Genomic DNA, 25409 nt, shown 5'->3' with positions numbered 1-25409 from the left:
GTAAAAATAAAGACCGAGATTATTGGTTTGTAATTTTTTTTTGGGGATAAAAAAATAATAGGACAATAGTGTGCTCAGGTTATATCGTAAACCTAATAAGGGGTTAATGGGCGTCGATATTAGTTCGACTTCTGTTAAGTTGTTAGAGCTCTCTGTCAAGAACGGTAAATATTGGGTAGAAAGCTATGCTTTGATGCCTTTACCTGAAAACAGTGTAGTTGAAAAAAATATCTTAAATCCAGAAGCAGTAGCAGAAGCTTTGGAACGGGCGATGAATTTAGCAAATCCCCAAACCACTAATGCTGCAATTGCTGTTCCAACATCGACGGTTATTCATAAAACTATCGAAATGGATGCAGATATGAGCGATGACGAACGTGAAGTTCAGATTCGTGTAGATGCGGAGCAGTACATACCGTTCCCGTTGGATGAGGTGAGCCTTGATTTTGAGGTTTTGCCTGATCGCTTGCTGAATCCAAATCGAGTAAATGTTCTTTTGGTCGCAACAAGAACGGAAAACGTTGAAACACGTGTTGAAGTTCTTGAATTGGCAGATTTGAATCCTAAACTGGCAGATGTCGAGAGTTATGCAGTCGAACGTGCTTTTAGTGTGTTTGCTGATAGCTTGCCGATGGGCGCAAATACGATAGGAATTTTAGATATCGGCCATACCATGACAACACTATCGGTCATGCAAAATGGCAAGATTATTTATACTCGTGAGCAGGTTTTTGGTGGTAAGCAACTTACGCTCGAAATTCAAAGTCGTTATGGCCTCTCTCTAGAAGAAGCAAGCCGAGCTAAAAAAGACCGCACTTTGCCAGATGATTATGAAATTGAGATACTAGATCCATTTCTAGATGCTGTGGTTCAGCAGGCGGCCCGCTCATTACAATTTTTCTTTTCTTCATCTCAATTTAACGAAATAGACCATATTTTGCTTGCAGGTGGCAATGCGAATATTCCAGGTCTTGCCAAGCTTTTGCAACAAAAATTAGGCTACCGTGTCACTATTGCCAACCCATTTTTACAAATGGGTTTTTCTCCTCAAGTCGACGTTCAAAAAATTGAAAATGATGCTTCATCTTTAATGGTGGCATGCGGCTTGGCTTTAAGGAGTTTTGATTAATGGCAACAATTAACTTATTACCTTGGCGTGAAGAGCTGAGGGAGCAACGAAAAAAACAATTTATAACTTTATGCTTTGGGGTGGTTGTTTTGGGGATTACAACCGTATTTGGTGGATGGTTCTATTTTGATCATAAATTAGATGATCAAGAACAAGCAAACCAACTTATTAAAAGTACAAATCAAAACCTTGATCAGCAATTAAAAGCATTAAACGGTTTACAAGAGCAGCGTGATGCCATTATTGAGCGTATGAAGTTGATTCAAAATTTGCAGAGTCAACGGCCAGTAGTGGTGCGATTAGTTGATGAGCTCGTTCGAGTCACGCCACCAGCAATGTATCTAACCAAATTTAGTCGAGTGGGGGATAAATTTACGATCGAGGGTAAAGCTGAGAGTCCAAATACGGTAGCTGAATTGCTTCGTAACCTTGAATCGTCTCCTTGGTATCGTAATGCTTTTATGAATTCTTTCTTGGCTAATGAAGATAAAAAAGATAAGACTGCGAGTTCTCTTCTTCCTAGGGTGGAAGATAACTATGGCAGTTTTGTTGTGACTGTCGATTTGGGGGAAATGGGCGTGACCACAACGAATAACGATGCTGATAAGCCAGCCGTAGCGAAAGACACGGGGGCAGCCAAATGAGTCAAGATGAACTGCAAGAATTATCATTAGAGCAATCAGCTTCAAAGAAAAAGAAATTTAATCTCGATAAATTCCTTCAGCAATTTAATACGCTTGATATGAACAACTATGGTAGTTGGCCAATATCTGTAAAAATTACTTGCTGGATTTTTATTTTCTTTGCTGTATTAGCTTTGGGTTATTTTGTTGCTATTCAGCCAAAGCTACAAGCAATTGATAATGCCCAAGCTCAGGAAGGTAATTTATTAAATGAATTTCGAGAAAAAGACTCGAAATTACGTAATCTTCAGCAGTATCAAGTACAGCTTCAAGAGATGCAGGCAAATTTCAACCAGCAATTAGAACAATTGCCGAAAGAAACAGAGATTCCAAGTTTAGTTGAGGATATTAACTTAACTGGTGTGAACTCTGGATTGAAATTTAAAAATATCCGTTTAGAGGATGAAGTAAAGCAGGAAATTTTTATTGAACAACCAATTGCCATCGAAGCAACAGGCGACTATCACGCTTTCGGTGCTTTCGTAAGTAGTATCTCTGCTTTGCCACGTATTGTGACGATGCATGACTTTGTTGTAGAGGCTGCTCAAGCTAAAGATAGTAAGTCAGATATTCCTGTGCTTAATTATTCTATTAAAGCCAAAACCTATCGATATATAGGAGCAACAGAGGCATCGGCACAACCAGCTAAGGCTGCAGCGGCGACTGCACCAACTAGCCCTAATGCTCAGCCGAAATAGGAGAGTTATGATGAAAATTAAGCAAATTACTCTTTATGTTTTGGCCTGTGCCGCTCTTGTGGGATGTGATTCAAGAATTGACGCAGTCAATCAGCAAATGGCAAGTATTCGTAATCAGCCACCGCTCCCTATTGAGCCAGCGCCGATCTTTACCCCTGTACCACAATTTAATTATGCTGCTCATCAATTAAAAAGCCCGTTTATGCCAAGCTCACTGGCAGCTGAACTTAAAATTATGGCCGGGAAGCGAGTGTATCCAAATTTCTCACGTGCACCGCAACCATTAGAAAACTATGCACTTGAAGCCTTAAATATGAAAGGAAGCATGCGTAATAATCGTGGTCAAATATTGGCTTTGATTCAGACACCGGATCATCAAATTGAACGGGTACAAGTGGGTAATTATATGGGCATGAATCAGGGCCGTATTACTCATATTAGTCCAACCCAGATTGATCTGGTCGAGATTGTGCCAGATGGTCGAGAAGGCTATGTCGAGAGACCGAGAACTTTGGTCTTGATTGGGCCTGCACCCTAAAACTTAGGGAATAAAAACGAAAAAGTATTTTTAAAGATTATTTAATTGGGGATGGTCAGACAATGAATCAGGTATTCCGTCAGTTTTCTATGGGGGCTGTAGCTGTTGCAATTATGCAGGCTGCATCTGCACAGGTCAGCATGACCAATATAGTACCAACGCAAGTTGCAGGTCAGGGCACAGAAATTAGAGTTATATTTAATGGATTGCCACCACAGCCGCAGGCTTACCAACTTGAAAATCCGTCACGTTTAATATTAGATTTTGATAAAGCTCAACAAAGTTTAAAACAGTCTAAAATTGCTGTTGCAACCAATGAAGCAAGCTCTGTAGATGTAACTTCAGATGATCAACGTTCACGTTTGACTGTAAATTTAAAAGATGCTGGAGCGTTTACAACACGTGTGGAAGGTAATACTTTCATTTTAAAAATTAATTCGGTCCAACCGAATAATAAACCTGTACCAGTAGTTACTGCACAACCACAAGGTATTTCAAACATTGGATTTCAGCGCGGTAGTCAGGGAGAAGGTTTAGTTGTTGTGGATCTTTTGGGAAGTAATACACCTGTAGATGTTCAACAACAAGGCAGTAAAGTTGTTATAAGAACTTTAGGTACAAAAATTCCGGCACATTTGGCGCGTCGTCTAAATGTAAATGATTTTGCAACACCAGTCTCAAGTATTGATGCTTATAATGATAAAGGTGCTGGTGTAATTACTATTCAGTCATCTGGTAGCTACGAATACATGGCATATCAGGCTGAAAATAAGCTCACAATCAGTTTGAAACGACCACAAGATAAAAATGTAACTTCTTTATATAAAACGCCAAATTATTCTGGAAATAAGCTTTCGCTAGATTTTCAAGACATCGAAGTGCGCCGTGTTTTACAGCTCCTTGCTGATTTTACTGGAATCAATATGGTGGCTGCTGATAGTGTGCAAGGTAATATCACGCTACGTTTGAAAGACGTACCTTGGGATCAGGCTCTGGATATTATTTTAAAAACTAAAAATCTTGATAAACGTCGTAATGGGAATGTGATTTGGATTGCTCCTGTTGCAGAGTTGATTAAAGCGGAAGAGGAAGAAGCAAAAGCTGTAGCGCAAAGTGTAAAACTTGCTCCGTTACAGACAGAGTATATTCAACTTAAATACGCTAAAGCTGGCGATATTATGGGTTTAATTACTCAAGGCTCAAATAATAGTAATGGCTTACAACATACTTCTGGTGGAGGAACTTCAACTTCAACCAATTTAAATACTGGCGTTGATAGTCTTGGGAATAATGTGGGTAGTTTACTTAGCCCTCGCGGTACCATTACTCAAGATGACCGAACTAATACTCTTATTATTAATGATACTGCTCAGTCGATTGATCAAATTCGAAAAATGATTGACTTGCTTGATGTGCAAGTTAAACAGGTTATGGTTGAAGCACGTATTGTGAGAGCGTCTACGTCGTTTACCAAAGAACTTGGTGTGAAGTGGGGCATTCTTTCGCAAGGTATTACCAATAATAAAAATTTGTTGGTTGGTGGTAGTGAAACAACTTTATGGAATCTGCGCGAACCTAAAAAAGATGAAACTACAGGTGGCTATAAATATACGATTGAGCGCCCAGATAATTTAAACGTTGATTTGGGGGTTTCTAATCCTGCCGGTAGTATTGCCTTTGGTCTTATTAGTATGTCGGACTTCATGTTGGATCTTGAGCTCTCAGCTTTACAAGCCGATGGTTATGGTGAAGTAATTTCAACGCCTAAAGTGATGACCGCCGATAAGCAAACTGCGAAAGTAGCAACAGGTCAACAAGTTCCATATCAAACTACGACAAATTCTGCTGCAGGCTCAACAGCCACAACATCATTTAAAGATGCATTACTAAGCCTAAATGTAACTCCAAGTATTACGCCTGACGGTAAGATTCAAATGAAATTGGATATTTCTAAGGACTCTGTAGCAGGTGCGGCCCCAAATGGTGAATTAATTCTGAATAAGAATAATATTAATACCAATGTGCTGGTTGATAATGGAGAGACCGTTATTTTAGGTGGTGTATTCGAGCAAACAACGACGAATTCTCAAACCAAAGTTCCGTTTTTTGGTGATATTCCTATTGTAGGGCATTTATTTAGAAAAGATGTAAAGTCTGATGATAAGCAAGAATTATTGATTTTCGTAACACCACGAATTGTTAATGACACTTTAGCTAGAAATCATTAATATATTTTTTAATGAAAGCAATTGAAATAGGTGGCGCCTTGCCAAGCAAAGCGTTTGAAACCCTGCCAAATATTTATTTGGTAGGGCCCATGGGGGCAGGAAAAACAACCGTTGGACGTCATTTAGCAGAACTATTAGGGCGTGAATTCTTAGATAGTGATCATGAAATTGAGCGCAAAACAGGGGCGACTATTCCCTGGATTTTTGAAAAAGAAGGAGAAGTTGGATTTCGTGCCCGTGAAACTGTGGTCTTAAATGAGCTCACTTCACGTAAAGCATTAGTGCTTGCTACGGGTGGTGGGGCGATTACTCAAGCACCTAACCGAGAATTTTTAAAGCAACGTGGAATCGTTATTTATTTATATACTCCTGTTGAATTACAACTACAAAGAACTTATCGGGATAAAAACAGACCCTTATTACAAGTTGAAAATCCTGAACAAAAATTGCGGGATTTATTAAAGATTAGAGACCCCCTGTATAGAGAAGTTGCACATTATACGATTGAAACAAATCAAGGTGCTGCACGTGATCTCGCACAAAAGATTTTGCAACTTATTCTAGCGAACAAGTTAAAATAGACGAACTGACTAGTGGTTTTATAAATTCATGCAAACTTTACATGTTGAATTAGGCGAACGCCGTTATCCTATTTTTATTGGTAGTCAACTTGACCCGAAACAGTTACTCGAGCCATATATACATGGTCAACAGGTCATGATTGTAAGCAATGTTACGGTTGCACCATTATATTTAAGCCACTATCAAGAAGCATTAAAAAGTCTGGGTAAAACGGTTGCGACTTGTATTTTACCTGACGGCGAAAAATATAAAGATATTCAACATTTAAATTTAATTTTTGATGCATTGCTTGAAGCCGGCTTTAATCGCGATTGTACAGTTTTAGCTTTAGGTGGTGGCGTGATTGGGGATATGGCGGGTTTTGCTTCCGCTTGTTTCCAACGTGGCGTTTACTTTGTACAGGTTCCTACGACATTGCTTTCACAAGTCGATTCGAGTGTTGGCGGAAAAACAGGAATCAATCATCCGCTTGGCAAGAATATGTTAGGTGCTTTTCAACAACCACAAGTCGTTTTAGCTGATATGGCACAATTGAATACATTGCCAGAACGTGAGCTTTCGGCCGGTTTAGCTGAAGTGATCAAATATGCACTTTTAGGTGATGCTGATTTCTTGGTTTGGCTTGAAGAAAATATGGATGGCCTTGTTTCTAGAGATGCTGATTTACTTGCAGAAGCTGTCTATCGTTCATGTGCTCATAAAGCGCGTATTGTTGCGAATGATGAGAAAGAACAAGGTGAACGCGCTTTACTTAATTTAGGCCATACTTTTGGCCATGCGATTGAGTCGTATCTAGGTTATGGTACTTGGTTGCATGGTGAGGCTGTTGCAACTGGTATGGTGATGGCAGCAGATTTATCACAGCGTTTGGGCTGGATTTCAAATGAAGATGTAGCTCGTACAAAAAAAATCATTCAACGTGCGAATTTGCCGATATCATGTCCACAAATTCCATTGGATGATTTCCTTGGATATATGGCTCATGACAAAAAAGTTCTTAATGGACAATTACGTTTGGTGTTGTTAAAGCAACTTGGACAAGCAGTAATTACCAAGGACTTTGATGTCGAATTGATGAAACAGGCTATTTTGGCGAATCAACACGGATAACAAATAAGGTAAAGCATGACTGTATCACGTACACTTTGGCAGAATGTTCAACAATATATCTGGTTGGTTGGTGGTATTGCCTGCTTATTGCTTGCTTTTATTTTTTTGGTAATTACAGATAGCAAAAAACTGGTTGAAGTTGAAAAGTCCGCTGACTCTGAGGCGCCTGTACAAATTCAACCAGAGAAAGTTGCTACAACACCTAACCTAGGTGCTTTGGCTGATGAGGTTCGTCCACTCGATTTAACTACACGTACTGTGGCTTCGGGTGAGCATGAACCTGAGTTTCGCGGTACAAAGTTTATTAATGAAAATAAAAAACAATGGACGCTTGAGTTATTTCGTGCCTCTGATGAAGATATTATTAAAAACTTTTTAAAAAATCGTACCGACCGTAATAAATTTATTTATTTCCGTTTAAGTGGGGAACAACAAGCAGAGCAGTATGTGTTGGTTTATGGCACGTTTAAACGCTCAGAAGATGCGATTCAGCAATTAACACAAATTAACCTGCAATTACCTGAGTCAGTTAAACCTCAGCCACAACAGTTCTCAAGTTATGCTTCATTGGTAAATGACTTAGGGGCAGATGAGATGAAAGGTGGCAATAATCAGCTTTATGAAGTACGTCTGCGTCCGGCTGCTTTACCTACAATTGATGAGTCATTATTGATGTCAGGAGTAGCTACGGGAACTGCCAATGCTCAGCCTAAAGCTCCTGCAACTAATTCAGCTACAAAAACTACGATTATTCGTCGTGATGCAGAAGGAAATGTGGTTGATGTACAGCAATCAAATTCTAATATTGATCAGCCTAATAGAACACCTCAAACACGAATCAATGAGGGACAGCAGAAAAATGCCACAAATGAGGGCACAAAAGGGAATTAATTTATCTAATAATATGCGCGAAAATGGTGCAAACTAATTATATGATAATATTTTTTGATCAGATGTGGTGCATATTTAGACATTTTTTAACATGATAACGCGAATAAAATAACTATATTTATAATAAATATAAGGATTTAGTCTCATTTTCCCAATATGGCACACTTTTTGCTTTATTGTTGTGCTTATTAATGTGCTGCAAACTATTTTAGCCCTCTAAGAAGTGAATTCTATGCAGAGGCGTGGGGTCCAACTGCTTTAAAAGAGTGCGAAATAAGTCAAAACATTTTTCTAGCAAAAACCAGTGTACGTAAAAATGGAACAGCGTATATTGGCTTATCAGCCCAAAATTTTTTGTTTGCGAAACATTGAGCTAACTGTCATCCGTAGGCACTATCGCAAAAAGAAGTTGTTTGTTTGACGCTCGAAAGAGCCTTATTGAAAGAAGGGTACGCTATGCACATGCCATCGCCTAATACTGTAGCTCCCGCTCAAGGTTTATATCAGCCTGATGAGTTTAAGGATAACTGTGGTTTTGGACTGATTGCCCATATGAAGGGTGAATCAAGTCATCATCTAGTAGAAACCGCGATTCACAGTTTAAGTTGCATGACGCACCGTGGTGGTATTGCCGCAGATGGCAAGACGGGAGATGGTTGCGGCTTATTATTGGCGATGCCAAAGCAATTTTTCCGTGATGAAGCAAAAAAACTAAGTGATATTACACTAAGTGAAATTTTTGCTGTGGGTACGGTATTTTTAAATATTGATCCTGCATTAGCACAGCACTCTAAAAATATTTTAACAAAAGAAATTGAGTCAGAAGGTTTACGTGTACTCGCTTGGCGTATCGTCCCTACAAATAACGATGCATTAGGTGAAATTGCGCTTCAATCTTTACCAGCTTTTGAACAAGTCATTGTGAACTGTCCAATGGGTGTAACTGAGGTTGAATTTAACCGTAAGTTATTCTTGGCGCGTCGCCGTGCGGAACAACAACTTCAAAAAGATCCGTCATTTTACGTGACTACGCTTTGCTCGACAGTTATTAGCTATAAAGGCTTGATGATGCCTGCTGCAATTGCTGAGTTCTATACAGATTTGGCAGATGAGCGCTTAAAATCGCATATCGTGGTATTCCACCAACGTTTCTCTACAAATACATTACCGCGTTGGCCTTTGGCTCAGCCATTCCGTTACCTTGCGCATAATGGTGAAATCAACACGATTACAGCAAACCGTAACTGGGCGTTAGCGCGTACTCCTAAATTTGAAAACCCATTATTGCCAGGCCTTACTGAGCTTAACCCGATTGTAAACCGTACAGGTTCGGATTCTTCAAGCTTGGATAATATGCTTGAGATCTTGGTGGGCGGTGGTATGGATTTATTCCGTGCTTTACGTATGCTCGTACCGCCAGCATGGCAAAACGTTGAAACTCTAGATGCAGACTTGCGTGCATTCTATGAATTCAACTCAAAACATATGGAAGCTTGGGATGGTCCTGCTGGTCTTGTTATTCAAGATGGCCGCCATGCGATTTGTATGCTTGACCGTAATGGCCTGCGCCCTGCACGTTGGGTAATTACTAAAAATGATTATATTACCTTAGCATCTGAAATTGGTGTTTGGGGCTATGAACCTGAAGACGTAGTTTCTAAGGGGCGTGTAGGTCCTGGTCAAATCTTGGTAGTCGATACTTTAACAGGTAAAGTACTTGATACTAAAGATGTTAGTACTCATTTGAAAAACATGCGCCCGTACCGTGAGTGGTTACGTGATCACGCGATTCGCTTAAATGCAAACCCAGAACTTGAAGAGCAACTTGTTGATAAAGGTTTAACTGGTGAAGCATTAAAAGCAGCTCAAAAAATGTTTATGGTGACATTTGAAGAGCGCGACCAGTTGTTACGTCCAATCGCTGAGAGCGGTCAGGAAGCTGTTGGTTCTATGGGTGACGATACGCCAATGGCTGTATTGTCTCGTCAAGTACGTCATGTGACCGACTACTTCCGTCAACAGTTTGCACAGGTGACAAACCCACCAATTGACCCACTGCGTGAATCAATTGTTATGTCACTTGAAACCTGTTTGGGGCGTGAGCAGAACGTATTCGAACAAGGTCCTGAGCATGCTGATCGTATCATCATCTCTAGCCCTGTATTGTCAAATTCAAAAATGCAGCAAATCCGTACAATTGAGCGTGCGGGTTATGAGGCAGTTGATATTGATTTGAACTATGCTGAAACAGAAGGTTTACAAGCGGCAATTACGCGTATTTGTGAAGAATCTGCACAAGCTGTTCGTGATGGTAAAACCCTAATTGTTTTAACTGATAAAAACATTCGTGAGGGTTACTTACCTGCAAACGCTGCACTTGCAACGGGTGCGGTACACCATTACCTCATTAAAACTGGTTTGCGTACTGATGCAAATATTATGGTTGAAACTGGTTTTGCACGTGATCCACACCAATTTGCGGTATTACTTGGTTTTGGTGCAACTGCTGTTTACCCATACCTTGCATATGACGTAATCAATGACTTGATTGCGAAAGGTGAGCTTTTAGGTGATCCGATTCATGCACAAGCAAACTTCCGTAAAGGTATTGAGAAAGGCTTGTTAAAAGTTCTTTCGAAAATGGGTATCTCGACAGTAGCTTCTTACCGTGGTGGTCAGCTTTTTGAAGCAGTAGGTTTATCATCTGAAGTGGTAGATCAGTGTTTCTTAGGCGTTCCAAGTCGTATCCAAGGTGCAACATTTGTTGATCTTGAAAATGACCAGAAAAAATTAGCGGCGACAGCTTGGTCTAGTCGTAAGCCAATTGATCAGGGTGGTTTGCTTAAATTCGTATTTGGTAAAGAGTACCATGCGTTTAACCCAGATGTGATTAACTCACTACATAAAGCGGTTCGCTCTGGTAAATACGAAGACTTTAAAGAATATGCTGAATTGGTAAATAACCGTCCAGTAGCGACTATTCGTGACTTATTTAAGTTAAAAACAACTAATCCGATCCCAGTTGAACAAGTTGAATCGGTTGAAGATATCTTGCCTCGTTTCGACTCGGCAGGCATGTCTTTAGGTGCGCTTTCTCCAGAAGCACATGAAGCAATTGCAATTGCGATGAACACTATTGGTGGTCGTTCAAACTCTGGTGAGGGTGGTGAAGATCCTGCACGTTACGGCACAATTCGTAACTCGAAAATTAAGCAAATTGCATCTGGTCGTTTCGGTGTAACACCTGCTTACTTAACTTCTGCTGAAGTTTTGCAAATTAAAGTTGCTCAAGGTGCAAAACCAGGTGAAGGTGGTCAGTTACCAGGTGGTAAAGTGAATGGCTTGATTGCGCGTTTACGTTACTCAGTACCGGGTGTGACACTTATTTCACCTCCGCCACACCACGACATTTACTCAATTGAAGATTTGTCGCAACTGATTTTTGACTTGAAACAAGTTAACCCAAAAGCAATGGTATCTGTGAAGTTGGTATCTGAACCGGGTGTAGGTACGATTGCTGCTGGTGTTGCTAAAGCATATGCAGACTTTATTACCATTTCTGGTTATGACGGTGGTACTGCTGCGTCTCCGCTTTCTTCAATTCACCACGCAGGTTCTCCATGGGAGCTTGGCTTGAGTGAAGCGCATCAGGCACTTCGTGTAAATGACTTACGTGGCAAAGTACGTGTACAAACTGATGGTGGTTTAAAGACTGGTCTTGATGTTATTAAGGCAGCAATTTTAGGTGCTGAGAGTTTCGGTTTTGGTTCAACACCAATGATTGCATTAGGTTGTAAATATCTACGTATTTGCCACTTAAACAACTGTGCAACTGGTGTTGCAACTCAACAAGACCATTTACGTCAAGAACACTATATTGGCGAACCACAAATGCTCATTAACTTCTTCCACTTTATTGCAGAAGAAACACGTGAATGGTTAGCGGCTCTTGGTGTAGCTTCACTTAAAGACTTAATTGGTCGTGTGGACTTACTTGAAGTATTACCGGGTGAAACTGAAAAACATGCTCACCTTGATTTAAGTGCATTGTTAACTTCTCATCCTGCTGCTGAAGGTAAAGCGCAGTACTGTGAAGTACAAGGTAATGCACCATTTGATAAAGGTGTATTGGCTGAGAAAATGGTTGCAGAAATGCTTCCTGCAATTGAGTCAAGTGCAGGCGGTCAGTTCAACTTTAATGTCGTGAACTGTGACCGTTCAATTGGTGCACGTGTATCGGGTGAGATTGCTCGTCGCTATGGCAACTTGGGTATGGAAGCACATCCGGTTGTAATGAACCTAACAGGTACTGCTGGTCAGTCACTTGGTGTTTGGAATGCTGGTGGTTTACATATCCGTCTTGAAGGTGATGCTAACGACTATGTAGGTAAAGGCATGGCGGGTGGTCGTATCTCGATCTTCCCACCAAAAGGTTCGCCTTTCCAAACACAAAATACAGCAATTATTGGTAATACTTGTTTATATGGCGCAACTGGCGGTAAGTTATTTGCAGCTGGTACGGCAGGTGAGCGTTTCGCTGTTCGTAACTCTGGTGCGTTTGCTGTTATTGAAGGTGCAGGTGACCACTGCTGTGAATATATGACTGGTGGTGTTGTGACTGTGCTTGGAAAAGTGGGTCATAACTTCGGTGCAGGTATGACAGGCGGTTTTGCTTATGTGCTTGACCTCGATAATGACTTTGTAGATTACTACAACCACGAGTTAATTGACTTAACCCGTATTTCAACAGAATCTATGGAAGATCATAAAGAGTTCTTGTTGCGTATTATTGACGAGCATATTAAAGAAACTGGTAGTGCTTGGGCTTATAAAATTCGCAATGAGTTCGATTTCTACAGCCGTAAATTCTGGCTTGTAAAACCAAAAGCTGCTAACTTGCAATCGCTTTTGAAAACTACACAAGCTGATCCACAATAATTCCACGACTGCAAAGACATAGGCAGGTGCGGGCAACAGGGAAATCCGCGCCTACCCACGGAGAGAGACATGGCAGAACGCCTAAATAATGACTTTCAATTTCTGGATGTACCACGTCAAGATCCAGAGAAAAAAGATATTACTGTCCGCAAAGCAGAATTTGTGGAAATTTATAAACCTTTTACTTCGGAAACTGTCACTAATCAGACACACCGTTGTTTAGGTTGTGGTAACCCATATTGCGAATGGAAATGTCCTGTACATAACTACATTCCAAACTGGTTAAAACTCATTGCTGAAGGACAAATTTTCCAGGCTGCTGAGCTTTGCCATCAAACGAACACTTTACCTGAGGTATGTGGTCGTGTGTGTCCGCAGGACCGTTTGTGTGAAGGTGCTTGTACCTTAAATGATGGTTTTGGTGCAGTAACTATTGGGAATGCTGAAAAATATATTAATGACACCGCTTTTGCTTTGGGTTGGCGCCCAGACATGTCCCATGTAAAGTGGACAGGTAAAAAAGTTGCGATCATTGGTGCAGGTCCAGCAGGGCTAGGTTGTGCCGACATTTTAGCCCGCGGTGGTGTTAAGCCAGTTGTATTCGATAAGCGTCCTGAAATTGGTGGCTTACTGACATTTGGTATTCCAGAATTCAAAATGGAAAAGGATGTCATGAAGCGCCGCCGTGAAATTTTCACAGGTATGGGGATTGAATTCCGCTTAAATACTGAAATTGGTAAAGATGTCACGATTGATGAATTACTTGCTGAATATGATGCAGTATTCATGGGAATGGGAACTTATACCTACATGAAAGGTGGTTTCCCGGGTGAAGATCTTGATGGTGTTTATGATGCGCTAGATTTCTTGATCTCTAACGTGAATCGTTGCCAAGGTTGGGAAAAAGATCCAAGTGAATACATTAGCTTAGACGGTAAAAAAGTTATTGTTCTTGGTGGTGGTGATACCGCAATGGACTGTAACCGTACTTCATTGCGTCAAGGTGCTCATGATGTAACTTGTGCATATCGCCGTGATGAAAGCAATATGCCAGGTTCTGCACGTGAAGTAAAAAATGCGTATGAAGAAGGCGTAAAGTTCTTGTTTAACCGCCAACCAATCGAAATTGTTGGTGAGAATGGCAAAGTGACAGGCGTAAAAGTGGTAACGACGCAGATGGGTGAACCAGATAGTCGTGGCCGCCGTAGCCCTGAGCCAATTCCGGGTTCGGAAGAAATTTTACCGGCAGATGCAGTTTTACTCGCGTTTGGTTTCCGTCCAAGTCCAGCAGACTGGTTTGGTAATGTGAATATTAATCTTGATGGTTCAGGTCGTGTAGTTGCACCAGAGCACCAAGAATTTAAATTCCAGACATCAAACCCGAAAATCTTTGCTGGTGGTGATATGGTGCGTGGTTCAGATCTTGTAGTTACAGCTATTTGGGAAGGTCGCCAAGCTGCTGAAGGTATTTTAGATTATCTTGGTGTTTAATCTAAAAAATCATTACTAAAGTTTTTGATAAAGCCTGCTATATGCAGGCTTTATTTTTTACCGTTAATCAGTTTGACGTTTTTGGCAAATATAATAAGCTTTTTTGCCCTTTTTAGCCCCTTAGTTGCAAGAGATACTCAAAGCTTCCTTCTTCACTACAGTAGGTGTTGAGCATGAACATCGCAGGTATGACGGCAGAAAAATCATATTTAAATCGTCGAAAAGCGTTGGGTATTACAGTGCGTCGCCTTGAGTTTAATCCTCAAGCAATCAAGCGCTATTATTTTGCAAATTCGCCTTTAATGTCCCATTTTTTAACTGCACTCTCTTCAACATTTCCCGTAGGAGAACAGTTTTTTGTAAATAGCGTGCGTAATGTACGTGACAAAGTTTCCGATCCCCAATTGCAGGCACAAATTGCAGCTTTTATTGGACAAGAAGCGATGCACTCGAAAGCGCATGGTGAATTTAATGAGGCTTGGCGCCGTGATGATTATAATCTGGATCGTTTTCAAGCTTGGTTGAATGAGCGTGATAAATATTTAAGAACAATTTCTCCTAAGCTACAGCTGGCATTGACATGTGCATTTGAGCATTTTACGGCTTTGCTTGGAGGATATATTTTACAGCATCCTGAATTATTAAAAACTTTGGACCAAGATGCGCTAAAGCTTTGGGTCTGGCATGCTATTGAGGAAATCGAGCATCGTTCAGTTGCATTTGATGTGTACCAACATGTCTATGGAGATGATCGTATTCGCCGTTTACTCATGCGTAGTGTTACTACGGGATTTGCGAGTCTTGCTTTCTATGGTACGACGCGATTATTTTGGCAAGATAAATGGAAAAGCTTGCCTAAAATGGGCGGAAATATTTTTGGTGTGTATTTGCTTGTTAAAATGATTATACAACTGACACCTGAATATTTTGCTTATTACAGAAAAGACTTTCATCCGAGTCAAAAAAACTATGGGCAGATGGTCGATTACTGGAAGAGTTATTTGGCGGATGAATATCAAATGACAAGTTTCCAAGAAGAAACAAAGTTAACGCCAAGCTAGAATAAAAACCGGATTTAAAGATCCGGTTTTTTTAAATCTATAAAATAAAAGCAACACAATAATGCCAAATTCATCATACAATCGAGACAAGAGGTTAAAAATATAAAGAAAAACTTGAGGATAAAGTGACGATGAAAACGTTTAAACAACTTGTAATCGCGACAACACTTGCAAGCACCTTACTATTTTCCGGCTGTGGCTATAATACTTTACAGGTCAAAGATGAGGCTGTAACAGCGGCTTGGTCTGAGGTACAGAACCAATATCAACGTCGATCAGATTTAGTACCAAATCTTGTAAACGTAGTTAAAGGTTATGCTAAGCACGAAGAGCAAGTATTAACTGAAGTAACTCAGGCACGCGCAAATGTAGCAGGTTTGAAGGTCGATAAAGAAGTATTGGAAGACCCAGCATTACTTGAAAAATATCAACAAGCGCAAAGCCAGTTAACTGGTGCATTATCTCGACTGATTGCTGTTTCAGAAAATTACCCAGACTTAAAAGCCAATACCCAATTCCAAGAATTACAGGTTCAGCTTGAGGGTACAGAAAACCGAATTGCTGTGGCACGTAATCGTTATATTACAACTGTTCAAGACTATAACTCTTATGTCCGTCAGTTCCCACAAGCTGTAACAGCGAAAGTGATTGGTATGCATCCAAAAGCTAATTTCTCTGCAGAAGCATCGGCTCAGCAGGCTCCAAAAGTTTCTTTCGATTAATTTAAATCAAGGAAGAGCCGCATGAGAAATACTATATTGCTTCAGTTTAAGCAAATTAAGGTGTTTGTTATTACCTTAATAGTGCTCTGCTGCAGTGTTCTGTTTCAGAGTGCGGCTTGGAGTGAGAATAATATTGCCACTGCTACAGATGAAACTGATACTGTGGTGGCAGGTAAAATTATTCAACAGCAGCAAGCTCAAGCATCGAAACCTAAAATCAATGAGCAGGCTGCTTCAAGTGCCGCGTCTCAAGCTCAGGTTGCGAATGACATGGCTGATGGTGAATCAATTCGCGGTTTACCAACATTAAATCAGCCTGTTATTGATCAAGCCAATATTTTGAGTGAAGCTGAAAAGCAGCAACTCAATCAGAAAATTTTAAATCTATACCAGCAAGGTAAGGCACAAATAGGTATTGTGATTGTACCGACCACAGGCCAAGAAGATATATTTGATTACGCTTTACGTGTCGGCGAAAAATGGCAACTTGGTTCGAGTAAACGAGATAATGGTTTACTTATCGCAGTTGCTATTAATGATCATAGAATACAAATTTTGACTGGATATGGTTTAGAAGGCGTATTGCCTGATATTGTGGCAAGTCGAATTATTCGAAATCAAATTACACCTTATTTTAAACAAGCTCAATATGCCCAAGGCTTAAACGCTGGTCTTGATGAAATCGGAAGGATTTTAAATCTAGATCCGGAAGTTGCTCAGCAAGCTGCTCAAGATTTAAAAGAGCGCCAACATCAGGCTGCCGAAGAACAACAAGCCAAACAAACTACTTTGACAATGGCGTTGTTTATTCTTATTGCCGGAATTGTAGGCTCGTTTATTGTTGGTCGACCTCTTAGTGCTTCTACAGCAGGTGTTGCTGCCGCGGTAGCAGGCTTTGTAAACGGTGCTGGCTTGGTCACTAGTTTATTACTTGGATTTGGTATTTTCTTTTTACTCATTACCTCAATTGCCCAACTTATTTTACAGGCTATTTTAAGTGGTTCTGGTGGGGGTGGACGCGGAGGCGGCTTCGGTGGTGGCGGCGGCGGTTATGGCGGCGGTGGAGGTCGTTTTGGTGGTGGAGGTGCTTCAGGGTCATGGTAACAACATCAGAAACAACACAAATTATTACTCAACCAAAAATTGAGGAATATGTAGAGCCAAGTTTAAAACGTTGGTTTAAGCATCTTTGCTATTTTCCTGCTAGTAGCCGCTATTTTAGTAAAAGGGATAAACAAGCTATTACTGAAGCGGTTCAAAAAGCAGAACTTGGTCATGTTGGTGAAATACAGGTCGTTATAGAAGGGCATATTCCTTGTTCACAAGCATATAGGCAGAACACGCGCTTAAGGGCGCAGCAATTATTTGCAGAACTTGGGGTTTGGGATACTGAACTTAATAGCGGTGTACTGCTCTATTTAAATTTATGTGAACGCACAGTAGAAATTATATTTGATCGTGGTATTCGAAGCGCGACGACTGAGCAGGTATGGCAACAGATTTGTGAGTCTATTGTGCAGCAGCTTAAACAAAAGCAGTATCTACAAGCTATAGTGATTGGGGTTCAGCAAATTGGTGATGTGATGTCTCGGTTTTACGATGAAAATATGCCAGATCAGAATAATGAATTGGGTAATGCACCTATCATTATTAATTAAATTATCTACACAAACTCTAGCTGTTTTAAAAAATTTGGACAATAAACTGACTGACAAAAAATGTCATCTAATCATGTATTTTTAAAGAGATTTTTGTCACATTAAAAGGTAAAAAAAAGAAGTAGGCTGTGAAGAAATTTTTATTAGTGATTTAATTCTAAAAAAATTATAGTGACAATTTTTGTCACTTATTTACTGCTTTAGCATTTCGAATAAATTTAAAATACTTATAAGCTTTTGTTTTTTAATAAAAATAAAAGTTGGCATGGTTGCTGCAATATATTCTATAGCTCAAAAAGCTTATATAAAAACATACATACAATCTTTGGGGAAAAGGCTATGAATGCACAAAAAGGTTTTACATTAATTGAACTTATGATCGTTGTAGCGATTATTGGTATTTTGGCAGCGATCGCGATTCCTGCTTATCAAAACTATATTGCTAAATCTCAAGCATCTGAAGCATTTACTTTAGCAGATGGTTTGAAAACGACAATTAATACTAATTTACAAGCTGGAACTTGTTTTGCAGGTGGTGCTACTGCAGTGACAGCAGCTGATAAAGTAAGTGGGAAATATGGTGATGCGGAGATTGGTGGATCTGCTCCGAACTGTACTATTACTTATACATTTAAATCATCAGGTGTATCAAATAAACTTACATCTACAAAGATTGTAATGAATGTAAGTGAAACAGGTATTCTAACAAAGAATAGTGGTACAGATACACCAGTTGAATTACTTCCTCAATCATTTGTAGCATCGTAATTTTAGAAATAAAAAAGAGAGGTCAATCCTCTCTTTTTTTTGAAAAAATAAATATGCTAAAAAAGAATATTATTTTATTATTAATGGGAATTTATCTCATTATTGCTTTAATGGGATATCAAATAGGATGGTCTAGTTCACAATACGATGAACTCCGCTTATTACAATTTCCTCTAGCCTTGTATGCGTTATTAAGCCTAATCTTTACAAAAAAAATAGAATATTCGATTTACACTAAAATTACTTTTTTTATTATTGCAATATTAATATCGATTCAACAAATAAATTGGAATATCTTCCAGTTTCAAGAATTATGGTCAGCCATAGCATTATTATTTATATTATCTATTTTAGTATTTGAGTTAAAAGGTAAAACTTATCTACAACATGTCATAGCTTTGATTATAGTTTCAGCATTAATTCCATGTTCATTTATTCTTATTTCTATCATTAAATTTATTTCTACTAAACAATGGTATGACTGGCAGTTTAACTCGGGCACGATTCGGATCTATGATAGCGTTATTGTTCCTCTATTTTTCTTCCTGATTTTTTTAAAAAATAACAAATATCCTCATATCGATTATTTCTATCCAATCACAATTTTCTTTTTTTCTCTAGCCTGGTTTTTTGATGGTGCACGTTCTGCTTTGTTTGCAATCATAACTGGTCTAATAATATTTTTCCTTTTATCAAAAGAAAATCGTAGATTGGTTCTAAAAATATTTTTGTATATATTTTCAGCTTTTATAGTTTATAAAGGTACAGCTTATTTTGCAGATAAAAATACGATGACTGTAATGCGATCAGGTACATCTTTACGTGCCGAAATGTGGCATTTTGTATTTGAGCAATGGAAACAGCATCCCTTTAGTGGAGTGGGAGGGGGATATTTATCTAGAATCCAATATCAATATGGCCATCATATACATAATCTTTATTTAAGATTAATTTTTGAATGGGGAGCGATTGGATATATATTTCTAGTTTGGATGACTTATCAACTAGTAAAATTATTTTTGAATAAGGGAAGTTTACCCATTGCAAAAGCTGGTGTTGCTGCAATTTTAATTGATGCAATGTTCTCTGGTAGCATGGTATATCCAACTTCACAAATCGCTTGTATATTTTTTATAGCTTTTGCATTTTCTCAAAGGAAAGTAACTTCTAGTTCTCAATTTTCTTTTTTGTCTACCAAAGTACTTATCAGCTTATGGGGGGCTTTATTTTTATACATTACAATAACTTATTTAGGGCAAGATTTAATGTGTTGGGGATGCAGCAGTTATGTGGGAAGAATGGCTCCAAACTTTTGGGAATATGGCGGAACTGAACATCTAATTCCAACTACCCAGATTCCATAATTTATCTTGGGGATACTATAGTTCGACTAAGATGCGCTAGCTTTATTACATTTCTTTTTAAAGCTTCCATGTATAATTCTTCTCAAGTTTTTGGTCTGTAACCTGTCACTATGCAAGTATTCTTTTTATTCCTCGCAGCAATCCTGTTAGGTTTTGCATGGCTATCTCCATTTCACTATAACCCTTGGGTGATGTTTTCTAGTGAAATGAGTACCTTTGCGGCAGGTCTGAGTGTCATTGCTGCACTTTTTTATCAAAATATAAAAATTCCGCGGGCACAATTATTACTATTGCCATTTATTTTAATTCCAGTGCTACAGTGGGTTTTTGGTCTGGTTTTTGATTTTAGTACAGCTTTGTTAAGTTCACTTTACTTATTAGGTTTTTGGTTTATGGTTGTGGCTGGCTATAACCTGTCATTAGATTATCAGCAGCGGGACCAAATTTTTACAGGGTTTAGCCTGCTTGCCGTTATTGTTTCAGTTGCAACTAGCTTTATTGCAGTTTGCCAATGGTTAAATATTGATACGCATTTTGCACATATGTTGCATTTGATTGGTAATCGTCCATACGGTAACTTTGGCCAACCCAATAATATGGCAACCTTTCTCATTATGGGGTTATTAGGGTGCTTATATTTATATGAAAAGAACAAGGCTTCAGTTTGGTTACTCTTGCCATCAGCACTAACTATTTTATTTGCAGTTGTTCTGAGCCAATCAAGAACCTCTTGGATTGTTTTTCCGTTTTTACTCATCTATTGGACCATTAAGCAATTTAACAAACCGAAGCGTTTTGGACTTTTTCAAGGCTTATTATGGTGTGCTGGCTTTTTCCTCATGGCGGGCTTAGTTTTACCATTTCTTACAAGCTTAATTGAGGCATGGTCGCATACAGATATAACTCAGGCGAGTAGCTTGGCTGAACGGGCAAGCTCGGGTTATTTGCGTTTTAATATCTGGACGCAAATGGTACTCGCTGTACAGCAACATCCTTGGTTGGGATATGGGTGGAATCAAACTAGTGTTGCTCAAATGTCTGCTTATGCTCTTTTCCCAACAGCAGAATGGACGACTAGCGCTCACAATGTGTTGCTAGATCTTATTATTTGGAATGGTATTCCAATTGGTATCGTGATTATTGCTTACTTTACATGTTGGTTATTTTGGTTAAATCAACAAGCGAAAGAAACAATTTCGATTATTGCAGTGATGATGGTCTGTACAGTACTTATTCATGCCATGTTAGAATTTCCGCAGCGTTATGCTTATTTCTTGCTGACTTGTGGCTTTTTATTGGGTGTAATTCAAGCACAGACTCCAATACTGAAAGGTTTTGTACTAGGTAAACATCTTCTGCATTTAATTTGGGGTGTTAGCTTAATACTTATGATCGCAATTTGGCGTGATTACAACGTATATGTCATGAATAGTAATTTACTATTTAAAAATAAGCAGCCAAATGCCGAGCTTATGGGAAGTGACCAGATTTTTGTTCTAACCCAATTTGAGCAGCGTTTAAAGTGGATTGCGCTTAATCCTCATGTAACTTTATCTGAAGCAGAGTTAATTCAATGGGGAAATTTTGTGAAGAACAAAGCAACCCCCTATAATTTACGTAAATATGCTCAGTTACTTGCTTATAATGGAAAAATAGATCAGGCAGAGCGACAAATATTTATTTTGCAGCACCTTTATGGACAGCAAATAACACTGCCGCAATTATTAAAAGATAAATAAAAAAATCCCCTTGTATTCAAGGGGATTTTTTTATGAGAAATTACATTTGGCTCTGGATATAATTCTCAATACCCACACTACCAATAAGATCAATTTGAGTATCTAACCAATCCCAATATTCTTCCTCTTTTTCTAAGATTTCTTGTACCAAATCACGTGTTACATAGTCTTGTTCTGTTTCAGCTAATGCAACTGCTTTTTGAATAGCTTCAATGTTTTCTTTCACTTTGCGAATATCACATTGCAGAACTTCTTCTGTATGCTGACCAATATACAATTTACCTAGATGTTGAAGATTAGGAAGTCCTTCTAAAAATAAGATACGTTCAATAATCTTGTCGGCATGCTTCATTTGACGAATTGATTCTTTATATTCAGCAGAACCGAGTTGTTCAATTCCCCAGTCATTAAACATGCGAGAGTGTAAAAAGTATTGGTTAATTGCAGTTAAATGATGATACAGCACTTGGTTAAGCTGATTGATTACATCACGATTGCCTTTCATTGTAGCTACTCCAAAACAATTTCTGCCTTAATCCAATTAAGGCAATCTATGAATTCATTTTAGTGAACATTCACAGATATGGCGAGTAATTTATAGAACAGCAAATGAAAATCGCAATCAAAAACAACACAATATTGGTAAAGCTGAATTTCCTTCCAAAAAAAACCGCTTGAATGAGGAACAATTAACGTTCCGCAAAAGCGGTGGAGGAGTCAATAATTTACTGTTAAATACTAATTTTTATTATGCAGCTACAGAAATGCGCGCAGCAATTTCTGCTAATTCTTCACTAATAATAGCACGTGCTTCTGGTGCACAGCGTCCACAGCAAGTACCGAGGTCAAGCAAATCGCGAATTTCACGATAGCTTTCAGCGCCATTTTCAATAGCGTCTTTAATATCCTGATCGGTAATGCCACGACACAAGCAAACGTACATGGGAGTAATCCCCAAATATAAATGCGATAATTGATATTATTGATAATTATTATCGTTTGTCAATGAAATTCATTTAAAATCTCATTTATCTTTATTGGGATTTTGGATAAAAAAATACCGCCTAAGCGGAAATCTAATGGTTGTTTAGATTTCTAAGCATAGCGGTATCTAATTTTAGAACTAAATATTTAAGGATTATTTTTTCCTTAAATATTTATCTTATTGATTAATAATTACAATTCCATCCATTTCTACTAATGCGCCTTTAGGTAGACTTGCTACCCCAAGTGCTGCACGAGCTGGGTATGGCTGAGCAAAATATTCGCCCATAATTTGGTTTACAAGCTGGAAATTAGATAAATCAGTAAGGAAGATGTTGAGCTTTGCAATATCTGCAAGTGAGCCACCCGCAGCTTCACATACAGCTTTGAGATTATCGAATACACGGCGGATTTGAGCTTCAATACCGTCTACAAGTTCCATACTGTAAGGGTCTAAACCAATTTGCCCTGATAGATAGAGTGTGTTACCTACTAAAATAGCTTGAGAATATGTGCCGATAGCAGCAGGGGCATTTTCAGTATGAATGACTTGGCGGGACATTTGGTTCTCCTTGATTAAATCTTTTTCCATCATAATCGATGATAGGTTTTGACAAAAGTATCATCGATTTAATTAATTAGGTGCTTATGGAAAGTTAGATTTTAGTAAAGTAGAACAATTTTTAGCTGACTTTAGAAACTTCTGCTTGTGGAGCAGGGGCATCCAAACGCTCAATACGTGGGAATCCATAGTGCATTCGTAAATCACGAATGACTTTCGCAATATGTTTACGATTGTTGACTACAATATTGACGAAAGTACGTTGCTCATTGGAATGCACCATTTCCACCCCCGCATTATTTTTACGGCATTGATAGATGAGATCTGATACCTGTTCATCATTCATTGCCATATAAATCGCAAGGTAGGCCGTAAATCGTACATCATCTACATCATCTGCTTTCCATTGAAGTGGCATAATATTTTCTGGGTGTAGATGTTGTTCATGAAGTAAATTATGACAACGAATACGATGCACAATTAGGCCACGACGTGTTAAATGACCTTGAATTAAATCGCCTAAAATTGGGTTACAGCAGTGAGCATATTTAACATCGATACCTTCAGTACCTTGAATTAATCGGTCCGAATTTTCTACTTGTGGATGTTTATCATTTGCAAACAAATGGTTGGCTACAAGTTGAGGAAGTAAATCTCCAACTGCAATTTGCTCAAATAATGCATTTTTATTGTCAATATGACGCCATTGTAAAAGATCTAGCCAATCTGCATCTGAAAGGTCGTTGATTGAACGATTAAAGAGTTTCAAAGCGCGTGAAAGTGCTTGGGCACCCACTAAGCGTTGTTCTTCAATATCTTGATCTTTGAGCACGTGTTGTAAAGCACGACGAGCTTTCTGAGTATTAATAAAGCTAAGCCAATCTGGATTTGGTGTTGCTAAAACATCAGTAATAATCTCAATAACTTGTCCACTGACTAGGGGGGTTGAAAGTGGCTTAATTTCACCATCAACTTTAGCACCTACCGCATGGTTACCCAAGAAAAGACTAGCTGAATAGGCAAAATCAACTACTGTTGCACCTTGTGGTAATTCATGTAATTGACCATGTGGGGTATAGACCCAAATTTTTTCTTGATGTAGATAATCAAGTAAATCGTTAAAAGTTGTCTTAGCGCATTCACTATCAATGAGTGTATTTAAATTTTGCATTGATGCCTGAATGGCAGAGCGACAAGTTTGTGGAGCATTTTCACCTAATACCACACCAAAACGGGCAGCTTTACGCATCAATTCAGTTTGGATGGTGAGTGATAGCGTAGTTTTTTCGCCTTTGAGCTTGATCAGTAAAGACTGATTCCCGCCAGGTAGTGGACGGCGGATATGATCTTGATATTGGATGACTTGGAAATTTTCTTTTAATGCTGCCACTAAGCGGTCGCAGTCAGCAATAGACTGTAAAACGATTTCAAAAGCATGACTATGAGTCAGCTCTTGTAAATCCATTTCGTTTTTAACGAAATGGCGTAATAACTCAATATTATTATTTTTCTTTTTAATGCGACCTTGAATGTGATAGTTGTGCAGAAGCTCTGCAAGATTTTGTTCCCAAATACTTTGATATTTACATCGTTCGGGTTTGGTTTGAAGTAAAGCATTTTGAACGTTATCAAACATATCTAAATCAAGATTTTGATAACATAAATTTTCAAGATTATCAGCCATCTCATTCATGCCGACTAATCTTGCCATAGGTACAAAAATATCAAAAGTTTCTTGCGCGATACGAGCACGTTTATCGGGACGCAGAGCACCCAATGTGGTCATATTATGATAGCGATCAGCTAATTTAATAATAATAACGCGTGGATCTTGTAAGGTTGCTTGCAGAATTTTTCTGAAAGATGCGGCTTTATTATATTCTTTATCGCTTGACTGGCTTAGCTTAGTTACGCCATCAACGAGTTCTGCAACTGTTTGCCCGAAGCGCTCAATAATATCATCTTTGGTATATTGAGTATCTTCAATGACGTCATGTAAGAGCGCTGCCATTAAAGTTTCCGGATCTAAACGCATATTAGCTAAAATACAGCTGACAGCAATAGGATGCAGAATATAAGGTTCACCACTTTTACGGGTAATACCAGTGTGTGCCAGATCTCCAAAATCACAGGCAGCAAGCACTTTCTCGACTTCACTTACTGATAAGTAAGGTTCGATAATTAATTTGAGCTGTTGCTTGGCTTGGCTGACCTCTTCGCCTGGCATAGACCACCCTTTTTCTGTTACTTAAAAAACTAAATC

The 25409-nt window shown here is 38.9% G+C and carries 21 protein-coding genes; 17 read left to right on the top strand and 4 right to left on the bottom strand.

Features of this window, described 5'->3' with window-relative positions:
• Positions 1-70 precede the first annotated feature (70 nt).
• The 17 genes from CSB87_RS07920 to CSB87_RS07840 all read left to right on the top strand — a co-directional run bounded on the left by CSB87_RS07920 (position 71) and on the right by CSB87_RS07840 (position 21600).
• Positions 71-1129 carry a pilus assembly protein PilM gene (locus CSB87_RS07920; RefSeq protein WP_031953435.1) on the top strand — a complete coding sequence of 353 codons (1059 nt, stop codon included), beginning with the start codon at positions 71-73 and terminating at the stop codon, positions 1127-1129.
• The gene (locus CSB87_RS07915; RefSeq protein WP_006581060.1) at positions 1129-1773 is read left to right on the top strand and encodes a PilN domain-containing protein; all 645 of its coding nucleotides are present in this window, start codon (positions 1129-1131) and stop codon (positions 1771-1773) included. Before CSB87_RS07920 ends, CSB87_RS07915 begins: the two co-directional genes overlap by 1 nt.
• Positions 1770-2510 (top strand): type 4a pilus biogenesis protein PilO, encoded by a 741-nt coding sequence (locus CSB87_RS07910; protein ID WP_006581061.1) that lies wholly within the window; start codon positions 1770-1772, stop codon positions 2508-2510. Before CSB87_RS07915 ends, CSB87_RS07910 begins: the two co-directional genes overlap by 4 nt.
• Positions 2511-2520: 10 nt before the next feature.
• Positions 2521-3048 (top strand): pilus assembly protein PilP, encoded by a 528-nt coding sequence (locus CSB87_RS07905; RefSeq protein WP_006582542.1) that lies wholly within the window; start codon positions 2521-2523, stop codon positions 3046-3048.
• 62 nt (positions 3049-3110) lie between these two features.
• Positions 3111-5276, top strand: coding sequence for a type IV pilus secretin PilQ (pilQ, locus tag CSB87_RS07900; RefSeq protein WP_031953434.1), 2166 nt, complete (start codon positions 3111-3113; stop codon positions 5274-5276).
• Positions 5277-5287: 11 nt separating this feature from the next.
• Positions 5288-5857, top strand: a complete 570-nt coding sequence (aroK, locus tag CSB87_RS07895) for a shikimate kinase AroK (RefSeq protein WP_031953433.1) — start codon at positions 5288-5290, stop codon at positions 5855-5857.
• Between the two features lie 28 nt (positions 5858-5885).
• Positions 5886-6968, top strand: coding sequence for a 3-dehydroquinate synthase (gene aroB / locus CSB87_RS07890; protein WP_004884725.1), 1083 nt, complete (start codon positions 5886-5888; stop codon positions 6966-6968).
• A 15-nt stretch (positions 6969-6983) separates the two neighbouring features.
• The gene (locus CSB87_RS07885) at positions 6984-7859 is read left to right on the top strand and encodes a hypothetical protein (RefSeq protein ID WP_031953432.1); all 876 of its coding nucleotides are present in this window, start codon (positions 6984-6986) and stop codon (positions 7857-7859) included.
• A 462-nt stretch (positions 7860-8321) separates the two neighbouring features.
• A complete protein-coding gene (gene gltB / locus CSB87_RS07880; RefSeq protein WP_171057467.1) occupies positions 8322-12797 on the top strand; it encodes a glutamate synthase large subunit in 4476 nt (1491 codons plus the stop codon).
• 69 nt (positions 12798-12866) lie between these two features.
• A complete protein-coding gene (locus CSB87_RS07875; RefSeq protein ID WP_002051782.1) occupies positions 12867-14288 on the top strand; it encodes a glutamate synthase subunit beta in 1422 nt (473 codons plus the stop codon).
• 173 nt (positions 14289-14461) lie between these two features.
• Positions 14462-15349 carry a metal-dependent hydrolase gene (locus CSB87_RS07870; RefSeq protein ID WP_031953430.1) on the top strand — a complete coding sequence of 296 codons (888 nt, stop codon included), beginning with the start codon at positions 14462-14464 and terminating at the stop codon, positions 15347-15349.
• A 131-nt stretch (positions 15350-15480) separates the two neighbouring features.
• On the top strand, positions 15481-16071 hold the full coding sequence (locus tag CSB87_RS07865) for a LemA family protein (protein ID WP_002051712.1): 591 nt from the start codon (positions 15481-15483) through the stop codon (positions 16069-16071).
• A 21-nt stretch (positions 16072-16092) separates the two neighbouring features.
• Positions 16093-17175 (top strand): TPM domain-containing protein, encoded by a 1083-nt coding sequence (locus CSB87_RS07860; RefSeq protein ID WP_004884716.1) that lies wholly within the window; start codon positions 16093-16095, stop codon positions 17173-17175.
• On the top strand, positions 17169-17729 hold the full coding sequence (locus CSB87_RS07855) for a TPM domain-containing protein (RefSeq protein WP_031953429.1): 561 nt from the start codon (positions 17169-17171) through the stop codon (positions 17727-17729). Before CSB87_RS07860 ends, CSB87_RS07855 begins: the two co-directional genes overlap by 7 nt.
• A gap of 339 nt (positions 17730-18068) precedes the next feature.
• A complete protein-coding gene (locus tag CSB87_RS07850) occupies positions 18069-18497 on the top strand; it encodes a pilin (RefSeq protein ID WP_031953428.1) in 429 nt (142 codons plus the stop codon).
• Between the two features lie 53 nt (positions 18498-18550).
• Entirely contained in the window at positions 18551-19861 is a 1311-nt protein-coding gene (locus CSB87_RS07845) for an O-antigen ligase family protein (RefSeq protein WP_031953427.1), read from the top strand.
• A 110-nt stretch (positions 19862-19971) separates the two neighbouring features.
• Positions 19972-21600, top strand: a complete 1629-nt coding sequence (locus tag CSB87_RS07840; protein WP_031953426.1) for a PglL family O-oligosaccharyltransferase — start codon at positions 19972-19974, stop codon at positions 21598-21600.
• 40 nt (positions 21601-21640) lie between these two features.
• Here CSB87_RS07840 and bfr read toward each other — a convergent pair whose 3' ends face one another.
• From bfr to CSB87_RS07820, 4 genes are all read right to left on the bottom strand, one after another.
• Positions 21641-22105 (bottom strand): heteropolymeric bacterioferritin subunit Bfr, encoded by a 465-nt coding sequence (bfr, locus tag CSB87_RS07835; protein ID WP_000678123.1) that lies wholly within the window; start codon positions 22103-22105, stop codon positions 21641-21643.
• A gap of 243 nt (positions 22106-22348) precedes the next feature.
• Positions 22349-22543, bottom strand: a complete 195-nt coding sequence (locus CSB87_RS07830; protein WP_000289091.1) for a bacterioferritin-associated ferredoxin — start codon at positions 22541-22543, stop codon at positions 22349-22351.
• A gap of 219 nt (positions 22544-22762) precedes the next feature.
• On the bottom strand, positions 22763-23146 hold the full coding sequence (locus CSB87_RS07825; RefSeq protein ID WP_002051728.1) for a RidA family protein: 384 nt from the start codon (positions 23144-23146) through the stop codon (positions 22763-22765).
• 121 nt (positions 23147-23267) lie between these two features.
• Entirely contained in the window at positions 23268-25373 is a 2106-nt protein-coding gene (locus tag CSB87_RS07820; RefSeq protein WP_004711681.1) for a RelA/SpoT family protein, read from the bottom strand.
• Between the last annotated feature and the right edge of the window lie 36 nt (positions 25374-25409).

Origin of the sequence: Acinetobacter sp. AR_0276, from assembly GCF_003000705.1 — a bacterium.
GTDB lineage: Bacteria > Pseudomonadota > Gammaproteobacteria > Pseudomonadales > Moraxellaceae > Acinetobacter > Acinetobacter nosocomialis.
The sequence above is the reverse complement of the archived record's forward strand: the minus strand, read 5'-3'. Positions and strand labels throughout refer to the sequence as shown.

What these genes read in the sequence shown, in the direction of transcription:
- CSB87_RS07840 (WP_031953426.1), top strand. Translation starts at nt 19,972, where the DNA reads ATGCAAGTATTCTTTTTATTCCTCGCAGCAATCCTGTTAGGTTTTGCA.
- CSB87_RS07885 (WP_031953432.1), top strand. Translation starts at nt 6,984, where the DNA reads ATGACTGTATCACGTACACTTTGGCAGAATGTTCAACAATATATCTGG.
- CSB87_RS07855 (WP_031953429.1), top strand. Translation starts at nt 17,169, where the DNA reads ATGGTAACAACATCAGAAACAACACAAATTATTACTCAACCAAAAATT.
- CSB87_RS07915 (WP_006581060.1), top strand. Translation starts at nt 1,129, where the DNA reads ATGGCAACAATTAACTTATTACCTTGGCGTGAAGAGCTGAGGGAGCAA.
- aroK (WP_031953433.1), top strand. Translation starts at nt 5,288, where the DNA reads ATGAAAGCAATTGAAATAGGTGGCGCCTTGCCAAGCAAAGCGTTTGAA.
- pilQ (WP_031953434.1), top strand. Translation starts at nt 3,111, where the DNA reads ATGAATCAGGTATTCCGTCAGTTTTCTATGGGGGCTGTAGCTGTTGCA.
- CSB87_RS07860 (WP_004884716.1), top strand. Translation starts at nt 16,093, where the DNA reads ATGAGAAATACTATATTGCTTCAGTTTAAGCAAATTAAGGTGTTTGTT.
- CSB87_RS07905 (WP_006582542.1), top strand. Translation starts at nt 2,521, where the DNA reads ATGAAAATTAAGCAAATTACTCTTTATGTTTTGGCCTGTGCCGCTCTT.
- CSB87_RS07870 (WP_031953430.1), top strand. Translation starts at nt 14,462, where the DNA reads ATGAACATCGCAGGTATGACGGCAGAAAAATCATATTTAAATCGTCGA.
- CSB87_RS07910 (WP_006581061.1), top strand. Translation starts at nt 1,770, where the DNA reads ATGAGTCAAGATGAACTGCAAGAATTATCATTAGAGCAATCAGCTTCA.
- CSB87_RS07825 (WP_002051728.1), bottom strand. Translation starts at nt 23,146, where the DNA reads ATGTCCCGCCAAGTCATTCATACTGAAAATGCCCCTGCTGCTATCGGC.
- CSB87_RS07845 (WP_031953427.1), top strand. Translation starts at nt 18,551, where the DNA reads ATGCTAAAAAAGAATATTATTTTATTATTAATGGGAATTTATCTCATT.
- gltB (WP_171057467.1), top strand. Translation starts at nt 8,322, where the DNA reads ATGCCATCGCCTAATACTGTAGCTCCCGCTCAAGGTTTATATCAGCCT.
- bfr (WP_000678123.1), bottom strand. Translation starts at nt 22,105, where the DNA reads ATGAAAGGCAATCGTGATGTAATCAATCAGCTTAACCAAGTGCTGTAT.
- CSB87_RS07820 (WP_004711681.1), bottom strand. Translation starts at nt 25,373, where the DNA reads ATGCCAGGCGAAGAGGTCAGCCAAGCCAAGCAACAGCTCAAATTAATT.
- CSB87_RS07830 (WP_000289091.1), bottom strand. Translation starts at nt 22,543, where the DNA reads ATGTACGTTTGCTTGTGTCGTGGCATTACCGATCAGGATATTAAAGAC.
- CSB87_RS07850 (WP_031953428.1), top strand. Translation starts at nt 18,069, where the DNA reads ATGAATGCACAAAAAGGTTTTACATTAATTGAACTTATGATCGTTGTA.
- CSB87_RS07875 (WP_002051782.1), top strand. Translation starts at nt 12,867, where the DNA reads ATGGCAGAACGCCTAAATAATGACTTTCAATTTCTGGATGTACCACGT.
- CSB87_RS07865 (WP_002051712.1), top strand. Translation starts at nt 15,481, where the DNA reads ATGAAAACGTTTAAACAACTTGTAATCGCGACAACACTTGCAAGCACC.
- aroB (WP_004884725.1), top strand. Translation starts at nt 5,886, where the DNA reads ATGCAAACTTTACATGTTGAATTAGGCGAACGCCGTTATCCTATTTTT.